We start from the raw sequence: 13109 nt of genomic DNA, 5'->3' as shown, positions 1-13109 counted from the left end.
GACCCCGTCCGTCCGGCCCACGACGACGAGACGCCGCCCTCCGGCAGGAGGACGGCGTCTCGAGGGGAGCGCTGGCTACAGTGCTGCGGCGCGCGGGAACGCGGTGCGGCCCGCGTAGACCGCGGCGTCGCCGAGCTCTTCCTCGATGCGGAGGAGCTGGTTGTACTTCGCGACGCGGTCCGAGCGCGCCGGGGCGCCGGTCTTGATCTGGCCGCCGTCGACCGCCACCGAGATGTCCGCGATGGTGGTGTCCTCGGTCTCGCCGGAACGGTGCGACAGGATCGCCGTCATGCCGTGGCGCTGCGCGAGCGAGACGGCGTCGAGGGTCTCGGTCAGGGTTCCGATCTGGTTCACCTTGACGAGGATCGAGTTGCCGGCCTGCTCGTCGATGCCCCGCTGCAGACGCTTCGGGTTCGTGACGTAGAGGTCGTCGCCGACGATCTGCACCTTGCCGCCGAGCTCGGCGGTCAGGTGGGTCCAGCCTTCCCAGTCGTCCTCGGCGAGGGGGTCCTCGATGGTGACGAGCGGGTAGTTCGCGACGAGGTCCGAGAAGTAGCTCGTGAACTCCTGCGAGGAGAGCTGCTTGCCCTCGAAGTTGTACTTGCCGTCGGCGAAGAACTCGGTCGACGCGACGTCGAGGCCGAGTGCGATGTCCTTGCCGGGGGTGAAGCCGGCCTTCTCGATCGCCGCGACGAGGAAGTCGAGCGCCGCACGGTTCGACGCGAGCTCCGGCGCGAAGCCGCCCTCGTCGCCGAGGCCGGTCGCCAGGCCCTGCTTCTTCAGCTCGCCCTTGAGGGCGTGGTACGTCTCGACGCCCCAGCGGAGCGCCTCGGAGAAGCTCTCGGCGCCGTACGGCACCAGGAAGAACTCCTGGATGTCGACGTTGGTGTCGGCGTGCGCGCCACCGTTGACGACGTTCATCAGCGGAACGGGCAGCGTGTGCGCGTTCGGGCCGCCGAGGTAGCGGAACAGCGGGAGGTCGGCCGAGTCGGCGGCGGCGCGGGCGACGGCGAGCGAGGCGCCGAGGATCGCGTTCGCGCCGAGGCGGGACTTGTTCTCGGTGCCGTCGAGCTCGATGAGCGCGGCGTCGACGAGGCGCTGGTCGGTGGCGTCGAAGCCCTCGAGCGCCGGGCCGATCTCGTCGAGGACGGCTTCGACGGCCTTGAGGACGCCCTTGCCGCCGTAGCGGGCCTTGTCGCCGTCGCGCAGCTCGTACGCTTCGAAGGCGCCGGTGGAGGCGCCGGACGGGACGAGCGCGCGCGAGACGACGCCGTCGTCGAGGAGGACCTCGACCTCGACCGTCGGGTTGCCTCGGGAATCGAGGACTTCGCGTGCTCCTACGGCATCGATCACGGCCACGGGGTACTCCCTACACGTTGCGGTTGTGGTGCTTGCGGTGTCGATCCTACCGAGGCGCGGTGAACGGTTTCGCTGCGCTCGGCGACGACTGGGGACGAGTCAGTCGAGCGGGCGGAACTCGACACCCACGAGCGACGTCGTGTCCGCGCCGACGGTGGCGAACGACCCGAAGCCCTGCGCCGCCAGACCGGCGAGCAGGTTCTTCGTGTTCTTGGTCCGCTTCTCGAGCCGGACGCGGTGGTGCTGCTCGAGCGCCTCGCCCTTGAGCGCGGCGAGCCTGACCGGGTCCACGTCCTTGTCGTAGACGAGCACGACGGCGTCGGAGGTGGCCGCTTCCGGCAGGGTCACGAGGTCGACGAGCCGCTCGAAGCCGAGCGAGAACCCGACGGCGGGGACGTCCTGTCCGAGGAACCGTCCGATCATGCCGTCGTACCGCCCGCCGCCGCCGAGGCTGTACCCGAAGTCCGGGTGGGCGACCTCGAAGATGGTCCCCGTGTAGTAGCCCATGCCGCGCACGAGTGTCGGGTCGAAGCGCAGGTCGACGCCGGGCAGCGCCTCGCGGAGCCGGAGCAGGTCGGCGAAGGCGTCCTCGTCGAGCCACGCGGCACCGCGGACGCTCTCCCAGTCGGCCGTCTCGAGCGCGCCGATCGTCGCGGCGAGGTCGGGCAGGTCGACGCCGAGGACCTCGCCGAGCTCTCGCGCGACACCGTCCGCGCCGATCTTGTCGAGCTTGTCGATCGTGATCAGGGCACGGTCGGCGGCGGTCGGGTCGGTGATGCCCCACGAGGCCAGCAGCGCCACGAGGATGCGGCGGTCGTTGATCCGGATCGAGGTCCCCGTCACGCCGAGCGCGTCGAGCGCGGCGGTCGTCGCCCGGATGAGTTCGATCTCGGCGAGCTGCCCCGGTTCGCCGAGGATGTCGATGTCGCACTGCACGAACTGCCGGTACCGCCCCTTCTGCGGGCGCTCGGCGCGCCAGACGGGTGCGATCTGCACGGCGCGGAACACCGTCGGGAGCTCGGCGCGGTGCGAGGCGTAGAAGCGGGCGAGCGGCACCGTGAGGTCGAAGCGGAGCCCGAGGTCGGCGAGGTCGAGTGGAGCCTCGGCACTGCGGAGGTCCTCCACCGAGAGCCCGCGACGCATCACACCGAACGCCAGCTTCTCGTTGTCGCCGCCGAGGCCGGAGTGCAGGCGTGCCGAGTCTTCGACCACCGGGGTCTCGATCTCGTCGAACCCGTGGCGGGAGTACACCCCCCGGATCACACCGAGGACGTGCTCGCGACGCGCCTTGTCCGCGGGGAGGAAGTCACGCATGCCACGGGGTGCCGTCACGGTCGTCGCCATGGGTCAATCCTGTCAGATCGCGACGCCCGGGTTGCGTGCCACCCGGCCTACTGATATTCTCTATCCAGAACCTCGGACCGACGGGTGCCTGATCCACTCACCGGTCCGATCGCGTGGGCAACGTGCTGCAGTGTGCCCCGCGGTTCGAGCGGGCTTCCCTGCCGGCGCCACCACCCCTGGGGCGCCGTCTGCCCGCTCTGCGGGCGTCCTCCTTTTTCGGGTTAGGAGGACGCCCGCACTTCTCCCGCCAGAAGGCGGTCACCCGCACTCAGCCGCACTCACCCGGCGTCGTCGGTCGCGCGTCCCGCTGCGTCGAGCCGACCGACCGCCGCCCGCAGACTCGCGACCGGGTCGATCCCCGCGTGCTGCGCCTCGGCGACCGCCGCCAGCATGCGGACACCCCATCCGGGATCGACGCCGTCCGCACGGTCGCCCGTCCCGCCGTCGCCGTCCCCGTCCCCGTCCGACCCGACGACGGCGGCGACCACCGCGTCGGCGTCGCCACGTTCCTCCAGGCGTTCCAGCAGCTTCACCGCACGCTCCAGCGGCGGCATCGCCCGCGGGACGCCGTCGAACGCACTGGTCCGGCTCGACTTCTCGGCCGCCTTCGCAGCGCGCCAGACCCGGACGACGTCCTCGACCGTGTCGGCGTGCTCGTCGCCGAACACGTGCGGGTGTCGGCGGACCATCTTGTCGCGGGCGGTCGCGGCGACGTCCTGCAGGTCGAACGAGCCGTCCCTGGCGGCGATCCCCGCGTGCAGCACCACCTGGTACAGCACGTCGCCGAGCTCTTCGCGGAGGTCGTCGGCGTCGCCGTCCTCGATCGCGTCGACGAGCTCGTACGACTCCTCCACCGCGTAGCGCGACAGCGACGCATGCGTCTGCACGCGGTTCCAGACGCACCCGTCCTCCGGGGCGAGCAAGCGGTCGACGACGGCTGCGAGGTCCTCCATGGCGCTCATGTCGGCCATGCTCGCACGGGGGCCGTCCGGTACGATGGTCGAGGCGTGTCGGGAAGTCTGGTCGACGGACCGTTTCCCGATCCCTGACGGAGTTCCATGCTTGCTGTCGTCCGCTCCCCCCGTTTCAGCGCCATCGCCCTGCTCACCGCGGCGGTGCTCGGACTCGTCGTCGCGAACACCCCGGTCGGCCCCGGGCTCGAGCACGTGCTGCACCTGCACTCCCCGTGGGGCGCGATCGGTCTCGACCTGTCCGTCGCGCACTGGATCAGCGACGGGCTCCTCGCCGTGTTCTTCCTGCTCGTCGCGATCGAGTTGAAGCAGGAGCTCGTCGCGGGCGAGCTGTCGAACCCGAAGACCGCGATCGTGCCCGCGATCGCGGCGGTCGGCGGCGTGCTGGTGCCCGCCGGGATCTACCTCGCGGTGACGGCCGGCACGCAGTACACCCACGGCTGGCCGATCCCGACCGCGACCGACATCGCCTTCGCGCTGGGCGTCCTCGCGATGTTCGGCCGCGGGCTGCCGTCGACACTCCGCGTGTTCCTCCTGGCGCTCGCGGTCCTCGACGACCTCATCGCGATCGTCATCATCGCGGTCGTCTTCGCCAGCGACACGGACTTCCTCGCGCTCGGTGGCGCCGCGGTCGTGCTCGTCCTCTTCTGGTTGCTGGGCCGGATGCTGCGCCCTGGTCGCGCCGGGCAGGGCTGGATCATCGCCGCGATGATCGTCCTCGGCGCGCTGACGTGGTGGCTCGTCTACCACTCGGGCGTGCACGCCACGATCGCCGGCGTCGCGCTCGGGCTCGTGCTGCCGCGGCGGCCCGGGCACACCGTGTACGACCGGGTGGAGCCGTGGTCGAACGCCGTCGTCCTGCCGATCTTCGCGTTCGCGTCAGCGGCGGTCGTCATCCCCGCGGTCGGCATCGGCGAGCTCTCCCCGACGTTCTGGGGAGTCGTCCTCGCACTGCCGGTCGGCAAGGTCGTCGGCATCACGCTGTTCGGTGCCGTCGCGACACGGGTCTTCCGCGGGCCGGGTCGTCCGTCGCTGTCGTTCTGGTCGATCGTGACCGTCGGCGTGCTGGGCGGGATCGGCTTCACGGTGTCGCTGCTCATGAACGAGCTGGCGTTCGCGAACAACGAGGAGATCGTCGACGAGGGCACGCTCGCGGTGCTGATCGGCTCGGGCATCGCGATGGTCGCCTCCGCGATCGTCGTGAGCCTCAAGGCGCGCCACCACCGGGTCCGCCGTGAGCTCTCCGAGGCCGAGTCCACCGAGTAGCGCGACCGGTCGCCGGACGGGAGGCGCGGTGCCAGCCCGCACCGAGCCTCCCGTCCGACGGTGCGGCGATGCGCACGCCGCAGGGCACGTGACCGGGCCGGCCACGCACCCCCGCGACCTGCTACGCGGCGGGCGCCTCGGCGGCCGCCGTCGCGCCGTAGACGGCGGTCAGGATGCTCTCGACCCACTGGATCAGCGCGTCGTCGGGGAGGGCCTCGCCGTGCGGACGCGGCATCGGGATGCTCGACGCGTTCTGCTGGGGGAACCACTTCGCCCCGGGGAACATCCGCTTGAGCCGCACCTGCGACGAGTCCGCGAGTTCCTTGCCCGCGACGCGCAGGTTCGATCCCATGACGACCACGTCGGACAGCCCGACCTGCTGGGCCATGCGGCGGAGCCGGGACACCTCGACCAGGGTCTGCACGGCCTGCGGGGGCTGGCCGTAGCGGTCGGTGAGCTCGTCGAGCACCATGTCGATCGCGTCGTGCTGCGACGTCGGCGCCGAGGCGGCGGAGAGCTTCTGGTACGCCTCGAGTCGGAGCCGCTCGGACTCGACGTAGTCCTCGGGGATGTGCGCGTCGACGGGGATCTCGAGTCGGAGCTCGGTCTGCCCCTCTGCGACGTCCCCGCGGAACTGCGACACCGCTTCGCCGATCATGCGGAGGTACAGGTCGAAGCCGACGCCCGCGATGTGGCCGGACTGCTCCCCGCCGAGCAGGTTGCCCGCACCGCGGATCTCGAGGTCCTTCATGGCGACCTGCATGCCCGCGCCGAGCTCGTTGTTCGCGGCGATCGTCTCGAGGCGGTCCTGCGCGGTCTCGGACAGCGGCTTGTCGGCGTCGTAGAGGAAGTACGCGTAACCGCGTTCCCGACCACGACCGACACGCCCGCGGAGCTGGTGCAGCTGCGACAGGCCGTACTTGTCGGCCCGGTCGATGATGAGCGTGTTCGCGTTCGCGATGTCGAGACCGGTCTCGATGATGGTCGTCGAGACGAGCACGTCGAAGCGGCGCTCCCAGAAGTCGACCATCACCTGCTCGAGGGTCTGCTCGGACATCTGCCCGTGTGCGACGGCGATGCGGGCGTCCGGGACGATCTCGGCGAGGTGCGATGCCACCGACTGGATGTCCTTGACGCGGTTGTGCACGTAGAAGACCTGCCCCTCGCGGAGGAGCTCGCGCCGGATCGCCGCGGCGACCTGCAGGTCCGACTGCGGGCCGACGAAGGTCAGGATCGGGTGCCGGTCCTCTGGTGGGGTGGCGAGCGTCGACATCTCACGGATGCCGGTGACCGCCATCTCGAGTGAGCGCGGGATCGGCGTCGCGGACATCGCCAGGACGTCCACGTTGGTCTTGAGCTTCTTCAGCTGGTCCTTGTGCTCCACACCGAAGCGCTGTTCCTCGTCGATGATGACCAGGCCGACGTCCTTGAACTGCACGCCCTGCGACAGGATGCGGTGCGTGCCGATGACGATGTCGACGGTGCCGTCGGCGAGCCCCGCCAGCGTCTCCTTCGACTCCTTCTCGGTCTGGAACCGGCTGAGCGCGCGGAGGTGCACCGGGAAGCCGGCGAAGCGCTCCTGGAAGGTCTCCATGTGCTGGCGGACGAGCAGCGTCGTCGGGACGAGCATCGCGACCTGCTTGCCGTCCTGCACGGCCTTGAACGCCGCACGGATCGCCACCTCGGTCTTGCCGTAGCCGACGTCACCCGACAGCAGACGGTCCATCGGGATCGGGCGCTCCATGTCGCGCTTGATCTCGTCGATGGTGGTGAGCTGGTCGGCGGTCTCGGCGAACGGGAACGCTTCCTCCAGCTCGCGCTGCCACGGGGTGTCCGGGCCGAACGCGTGCCCCTTCGACGCCATGCGCGCCGAGTAGAGCTTCACGAGGTCGACGGCGATATCGCGGACGGCCTTGCGCGCCTTCGACTTCGCCGACGCCCAGTCCGAGCCGCCCATCTTCGACAGGGTCGGGGACTCGCCGCCGACGTAGCGCGACAGCTGGTCGAGCTGGTCGGTCGGGACGAACAGCTTGTCGCCGGGGAACCCGCGCTTCGACGGCGCGTACTCGAGCACGAGGTACTCGCGCTGGGTCTTCACGGCGTTGCGGCCACCGGAGCTGACCTCTCGCGAGACGAGTTCGACGAACTTGCCGATGCCGTGCGTGGCGTGCACGACGACGTCGCCCGGCTTGAGCTGCAGCGGGTCGACGACGTTCTTGCGGCGGCTCGCGAGCTTCCGGACCGTGCGGGCACCCTGCTGCGCGCTGCGGCCGTAGAACTCGGCTTCCGACAGCACCGCGATCCGGGGATCCGGGATGGCGAAGCCGTGCTCGACGGCGGCGGTCGTGACGATCGCGACACCGGGCTGCGGCGGCGCGGTGACGGCCTCGGCACGAGCGGCGACCCCGGCGTCGGCGAGGACCTGCACGGCGCGCTCGACGAGACCCTGCCCCTGCGCGGTCACGACCACGGCCCAGCCGTCGTCGGTGAGTTCCTTGACGTGTGCGACCGCCCCGTCGGCGCTGCCGGCGAAGCTCGGGACGGCGTCGGCGCGGACGCGGACGTACTCCCCGGCCTCTGCCGCGGCATCGGCGTCGCTCAGGGGCTCGTCGGCGCCGCTGTCGAAGGGCGAGATCGTCCACCAGGTGCGCTGCCCGCGGGTCTGCTTGAGCTGCGGGACCGTCAGGAAGTTGCCCGCGTCGAGGTCGATCGGCGCCTGGGCCCCGGCGACGGCGGCACTCCACGCGGCCTGGAGGAACTCCTGGTTCGTCTCGGCCAGGCTGTGCGCGCGCCCGCTGACCCGCTCGGGCGAGAAGACCGCGATGGTGGCGTCGGCGGGCAGGTAGTCCGTCATCGGGACGAGTCGCTCCACGAGCGCCGGGGCGAGGGACTCCATGCCCTCCACCGGGATGCCCTCTGCCACCTTGGCGAGCATCTGCGACAGGTTCGGGAACTCGTGCAGCATCTCGCGGGCGCGCTGCCGGACGTCCTCGCTGAGCAGGAGTTCGCGCGACGCGGTGAGCTCGACGGAACCGAGGTCGTCCTCGGTGGTGCGCTGGTCGGCGACGGAGAAGGCCTTGATCGCCTCGATCTCGTCGCCGAAGAAGTCGACCCGCACGGGGTGGTCGGCGGTCGGCGGGAAGACGTCGAGGATCCCGCCGCGGACGGCGAACTCGCCGCGACGGGTGACGAGGTCGACCCGGGCGTAGGCGAGGTCGACGAGCTGCGCGGAGATCGACCCGAGGTCGTTGCCGCGCGAGTCGGTCCGGAGCACGACGGGTTCGAGCGAGGTCAGGTTGCTCGCGATCGGCTGGAGCGCCGCGCGGACACTCGCGACCACCACCGTCGGCTGGCGCTCGGCCGGCGGTGCGTCCTGCCACTGCTGCAGCGCACGGAGCGTGGCGATGCGGGTGCCGACGGTCTGGGCGCTGGGCGACAGGCGCTCGTGCGGCAGGGTCTCCCACGCCGGGAACTCGAGGACCCGGGCATCCGGCAGGTAGCTCGTCAGGGCACCGCGGACCGCCTCGGCTTCGCGTCCGGTGGCGGTGATCACGAGGACGCACTGCGGCTCCCCGCGCTCGGCCATGAGCGCGGCGAGGAGCGGCACACGCAGGCCGTCGACGACGGAGAAGTCGGCGTCACGAGGTGCGGCGCGGAGGACGCGATCGAACGCGGAGGCGCGCGAGAGCGCAGGGATGATGCCCGAGATCGTCACTCAGGACATGGTACCGGCGACGTCCGACAAGGACCGCGACGTGCGCGGCCCGCGAACAGCGGCACATCGGACGGACGCGCTCAGGACGGCGCGTGCACCCGCTGCTGGGCGGCGAGGAGGCCGAGGTCCGCGATCACCTCGACCGCGTCCGCGGCGTCGGCGAGCAGGTTCGGTAGCGTCTTCTTCTCGGTCGGCGAGAAGTCGCGCAGCACGTAGTCGGCGGGGTCCTGTCGACCTGGTGGGCGGCCGATGCCGACGCGCACCCGGGAGAACTCGTTCGTGCCGGTGGCCTTGATGATGTCGCGGAGACCGTTGTGTCCGCCGTGCCCGCCGTTGCCCTTGAGCCGGACGGTGTCGAACGGCAGGTCGAGCTCGTCGTGCACGACGACGAGGTCGGCGGGGGTGGCGCTGTAGAACCCGAGCACGCTCGAGACGGGGCCGCCGGAGGTGTTCATGAACGACCCCGGCTTGGCGAGCACCAGGCGGGGGCCACCCGGCACCAGACGCCCTTCGGCGACCTGGTTCGGGGTCTTGTGCTTCTTGAACGTCGCGCCCATGCGGGCAGCGAGTTCGTCGAGGACCATCTGGCCGACGTTGTGACGGTTCCCCGCGTAGCCGGGCCCGGGGTTCCCGAGCCCGACCACGACGAGGATGCGATCCGTCACGACGTCGACCAGGTGTCCGCGAAGGGTGTTACTCGGACTCGACGGGCTCGGAGCCGCCCTCGGCACCGGCTTCGGCGCCGGCCTCGGCAGCTGCCTCGTCCGCGGCGTCGTCGTCGGCGGTGCCACGCGGGGTGACGATCGAGACGACGAGGGTGTCACCCTCGGTCTCGAGCTCGGCGCCCTCGGGGAGCTCGATGTCGGTCGCACGGATCTGCGCGCCGTCCTCGAGGCCCTCGACGTTGACGACGACGTGCTCCGGGATGTTGGTCGCCTCGACGAGGAGCGACAGGGTCGACTCGTCCTGGACGTGGATCGTGCCGGAGAAGGACTCGCCCTCGACGACGACGGGCACGGAGACCGTGACCTTCTCGCCGCGGCGGACGACCACGAGGTCGATGTGCTCGATGACCTGGCGCACCGGGTCACGCTGGACGTCCTTGACGAGGGCGAGCTGCGCAGCACCCTCGATGTCGAGGTCGACGATCGCGTTGGCGTGACGGACGAGCAGCATGGTCTCGTGGCCCGGGAGGGTGATGTGCTGCGGCTCGGTGCCGTGGCCGTAGACGACCGCGGGGATCTGGTCGTTGGCACGGATCTTGCGCGCAGCGCCCTTGCCGAACTTGGTGCGGACTTCCGCTGCGAGCTTGGTGTAGTCGGCCATGGTGCCTCCTGGTCTCGGGGACGACGCCGGGGTGCCGGCATCGTGGGGTCTGTGGTGTTGCAACTCGAACGCGTGCACGCGTGAGGAACGCTCCCAGAGCTTGGCCGGGTCTCCCACCGCGTCGATCACGGCCGCGCACGCGCGGCCCTCGCCGAAGTCGTCAGCAACTCTACCAGCACCGACCCGGGCGTGTCGCCACGGCGGTGGACGCACGGACAGGCGGACGGGAGGCTCGTGGCGGGGTCGCCGCGAGCCTCCCGTCCGCCTGGTGCCCGGTCTAGTGCCCGGCGGCCTCCGCCTCGGACGGCACCTTCAGGAAGCTGAGGACCACGAACGCGGCGACGTAGAGCGCGACGAAGGTCCAGACGACGCCTCCAGCGCCGCCCCACGGCAGCACCACGCTGACGACGGCGTTGCCGAGGAAGGTGGCGCCTCCTGCGGCGGTGGCGTACATCGCCATCGCCGCGCCGCGTCGCTCCTCGCCCGCGAAGGCCGGCACGATCGCACCCATCGGCGTGAAGCCGGCGAGCATGATGCCGAACACCGTGCCGGCTGCGGTCGCGAGCCAGAAGCCCCACTCGGAGCCGGCCGGCACCAGGTGCGGGACGTACCACCACGCGAGCAGGCCGATCGCCGAGGCGCCGATGCCGAACCACTTCACGGTCCTGATCCACCCGATGCGGTCGCCGAGCGCGCCGAAGAAGGCGTTGAACAGGATGTTGCCCGCGTAGACGATCACGGTCATGGTCAGCCACTTCGACTGTCCCCAGCCGAGCTCGGTGCCGATGATCGCCGGCATGATCACGAACATGCCGAACTCCGGCGCGGTGTTCACGAGGCGGATGAGGACCGCGAGGAGGACCTTCGGACGCTTGACGCAGACCTCGATGCCGCTGGCGATGACCCGGGCGGCGGAGTGCTCGCGCGGGGCGATGCGACCGAGGCCGGTGCGCTCGTGGACGCCGAACCGGACGATCGCCCAGCCCACCACGACGAAGACCAGCGACAGCGCCATCGACCAGGTCTCGCCGAGCTGGCCGCCACCGAACGCAGGGATGGTGCCGATCGCGATGAGCGACCCGAGCGTCGGCAGCCCACCGGTGAACACGACGTAGAACCAGCCGACGGCGGTGGCGTTCCGCTCCCGGGCGACGGTGTGGTTCACCCAGCAGAGGAACGAGAACGCGAACAGCGGGAAGCCGAGTCCGCGGAGGAAGTACGTCAGGGCGATGAGTCCGACCGACCCGGTGGGGAGCGCGGCGAGGAACGTGATCTGGAAGACCACCCACATCGCGGCGCCGATCGTCATCACCCGGCGCGGTCCCCAGAGTTCGGAGAGGACGCCGGCGAAGTACGACGCGACGAGGACCGCGACGCCGTAGATGCCGATGACCATCGCGGCACTGTCGGTCCCGCCGGAGCCGAGCGCCGTGGCGATGTGCGGGGAGATGAAGTTCGACTCGATGCCGTCACCCGTCATGAAGACGAGCACGCCGAGGAAGCCCCAGCGGAGCTGGTGCGGGATGCCGAGGCGGGCGACGAGGCCCTCGCGGACTGGTCCTGGGGGCGTTGGTGCTGCGGTCGGTGGTGCGGTCACTCCACCGGGTGGTGTGAGCGTGGTGCTGCGGTCACGGTTGACGTCCGACATGCGTCGTCTCTCCTGAAGGGGCCCCGGAGTGCTCGACCCGGCATCGCGGCATGTCTCCGGGGTGCGCCGCGCGCCGATCCCCCACGCCTGCGCTGTGGCTGCGGGCTGCGGGTTCGTCGGCGATGATGCGAGTCCTGTACCCGGGGCTCGGCCCCGGCGGACCATCGCCGGCCCGAAGCATGGTGTCCGACATTAGACCGCTCCAACGAGATTCGTCAAAGACGACAACTGTTGGGTAACGATGTGGGGCGCGGGATGTGCGCGGGGGCCGTTCCGCGCGTAGGGGGTCGTTCCGCGCGTAGGGGGTCGTTTCGCGCGTGGTGGGTCCGTTTTCCCGACCACCTACGCGCGATTCGTCACCCCAGGTCGAGTGTGATGGGCGGAAACGCGCGTGGACGGCGGACGGGAGGCGCGGGGCAGGGCCGCACCGAGCCTCCCGTCCGTGGTCCACGCGCCGGGCGCGGGGCGCTCCCCCCATGGCAGCTCCCCGCGCCCGTTGCGTGGGCTCCTCAGTCGACGCCTGCCGGCGCCTTCGGCGCGAGCCGCTCGATCGTGCGGTCGAGGCGCGCGTCGACGGCGAGCTGGTCCGGCTCCGCCGCGGCGAGGACGGCGGCGTCGGAGGCGGTGACGTGCAGCAGCCGGTTCCACTCGGCGTCGTACAGGGTCTTCCGGTAGCCCGACGAGGTCTGGCAGGCGACGTCCCGCTTCGCGACCGCGATCTCGACGGACCCGATGCCCGTCTCCACCGGCACGTCCGTCGGCCCGACACCCATCGACGGTGTCGGCATCCCGTCAGGAGCGGCCGGCAGGTCACGCACCCCGGACGGCTCCATGCAGCTCCGCCAGCGCTCCGCGGCCGAGACGACTGCCTCGTCCCGCCGTGCGTCGAGGGCGGCGAGGCGCGTGAGGCGTTTCGCCACCGCCGACGCCTCCTGCACGTGCCCGGTCGCGGTGTTCCCGAGCGTCTTCCGTGCGGCGTTCCAGCACCGTGCGGCGACACCGTCCGGCAGTGCGGCGAACGCGGCGTTCCGGTCCGCGTCGAACCCCCACGCCGTCATGCCCTGGCGGTTCGCTCCGGCTGTCGACGGCCCGTGGTACCCCCTCGTGCCGGCGAGTGCCGCCGTCAGCGGCCGGGTGGTCGCGAGGGCCGGTGACGGGTTCCCGCGGGCATCGGTGTCGGACGCGTCGCTGTCGGCCTGGAGCCCGGAGACCGTCGCCCACGGCGGCGGGTCGTCGATGCCGGCCTTCCGGAGGCACGGGTCGGCGAGCAGGTTCTCGGCGTAGTCGCTCTTGCTGCCCGCGGGCATCGCGTACGCGTCGAGGGGCATCGTCCAGTCGGCGCTGTCACGCTCGACCGTGGGAGCGACTGCGACGTCCGCCGGCTCGGGCAGACCGTGCACGACGGCGGTGGCGAGTCCCGCGACGACGAGTGCGAGCGTTCCGGTCTTGGCGACGCGGGTCGTGATCTGCATGGTTCCCC

General features: G+C 71.1%; 9 protein-coding genes. 1 reads left to right on the top strand and 8 read right to left on the bottom strand.

The features are described 5' to 3' along the window. Positions 1-75: 75 nt before the first annotated feature. The 3 genes from eno to AAEP80_RS07605 form a co-directional block, all read right to left on the bottom strand. A complete protein-coding gene (gene eno / locus AAEP80_RS07615; RefSeq protein WP_402729022.1) occupies positions 76-1359 on the bottom strand; it encodes a phosphopyruvate hydratase in 1284 nt (427 codons plus the stop codon). 99 nt (positions 1360-1458) lie between these two features. Next, positions 1459-2703, bottom strand: coding sequence for a histidine--tRNA ligase (hisS, locus tag AAEP80_RS07610; protein ID WP_420366589.1), 1245 nt, complete (start codon positions 2701-2703; stop codon positions 1459-1461). A gap of 278 nt (positions 2704-2981) precedes the next feature. Beyond that, a complete protein-coding gene (locus AAEP80_RS07605) occupies positions 2982-3665 on the bottom strand; it encodes a MazG family protein (protein WP_420366588.1) in 684 nt (227 codons plus the stop codon). Positions 3666-3761: 96 nt separating this feature from the next. On the opposite strand from AAEP80_RS07605, the gene nhaA reads away from it, so the two are divergent. Further along, entirely contained in the window at positions 3762-4940 is a 1179-nt protein-coding gene (nhaA, locus tag AAEP80_RS07600; RefSeq protein ID WP_420366587.1) for a Na+/H+ antiporter NhaA, read from the top strand. Positions 4941-5061: 121 nt separating this feature from the next. Here nhaA and mfd read toward each other — a convergent pair whose 3' ends face one another. From mfd to AAEP80_RS07575, 5 genes are all read right to left on the bottom strand, one after another. Then, positions 5062-8655, bottom strand: a complete 3594-nt coding sequence (gene mfd, locus AAEP80_RS07595) for a transcription-repair coupling factor (RefSeq protein ID WP_420366586.1) — start codon at positions 8653-8655, stop codon at positions 5062-5064. 80 nt (positions 8656-8735) lie between these two features. Further along, positions 8736-9320, bottom strand: coding sequence for an aminoacyl-tRNA hydrolase (pth, locus tag AAEP80_RS07590; protein WP_420366585.1), 585 nt, complete (start codon positions 9318-9320; stop codon positions 8736-8738). A gap of 28 nt (positions 9321-9348) precedes the next feature. Then, the gene (locus tag AAEP80_RS07585) at positions 9349-9981 is read right to left on the bottom strand and encodes a 50S ribosomal protein L25/general stress protein Ctc (RefSeq protein ID WP_413602617.1); all 633 of its coding nucleotides are present in this window, start codon (positions 9979-9981) and stop codon (positions 9349-9351) included. Between the two features lie 277 nt (positions 9982-10258). Next, positions 10259-11629: an RbtT/DalT/CsbX family MFS transporter gene (locus AAEP80_RS07580; RefSeq protein ID WP_420366584.1), complete on the bottom strand. Its 1371-nt coding sequence runs from the start codon at positions 11627-11629 to the stop codon at positions 10259-10261. Positions 11630-12138: 509 nt separating this feature from the next. Next, positions 12139-13101: a hypothetical protein gene (locus AAEP80_RS07575; protein ID WP_420366583.1), complete on the bottom strand. Its 963-nt coding sequence runs from the start codon at positions 13099-13101 to the stop codon at positions 12139-12141. Positions 13102-13109 lie beyond the last annotated feature (8 nt).

The organism is Curtobacterium sp. L3-7 (assembly GCF_048756585.1).
In the GTDB taxonomy this organism is placed as follows: Bacteria; Actinomycetota; Actinomycetes; order Actinomycetales; family Microbacteriaceae; genus Curtobacterium.
The sequence above is the reverse complement of the archived record's forward strand: the minus strand, read 5'-3'. Positions and strand labels throughout refer to the sequence as shown.

Coding starts and splice junctions, on each gene's coding strand:
- hisS (WP_420366589.1), bottom strand. CDS start 2,703: ATGGCGACGACCGTGACGGCACCCCGTGGCATGCGTGACTTCCTCCCC.
- AAEP80_RS07605 (WP_420366588.1), bottom strand. CDS start 3,665: ATGAGCGCCATGGAGGACCTCGCAGCCGTCGTCGACCGCTTGCTCGCC.
- nhaA (WP_420366587.1), top strand. CDS start 3,762: ATGCTTGCTGTCGTCCGCTCCCCCCGTTTCAGCGCCATCGCCCTGCTC.
- AAEP80_RS07585 (WP_413602617.1), bottom strand. CDS start 9,981: ATGGCCGACTACACCAAGCTCGCAGCGGAAGTCCGCACCAAGTTCGGC.
- AAEP80_RS07580 (WP_420366584.1), bottom strand. CDS start 11,629: ATGTCGGACGTCAACCGTGACCGCAGCACCACGCTCACACCACCCGGT.
- AAEP80_RS07575 (WP_420366583.1), bottom strand. CDS start 13,101: ATGCAGATCACGACCCGCGTCGCCAAGACCGGAACGCTCGCACTCGTC.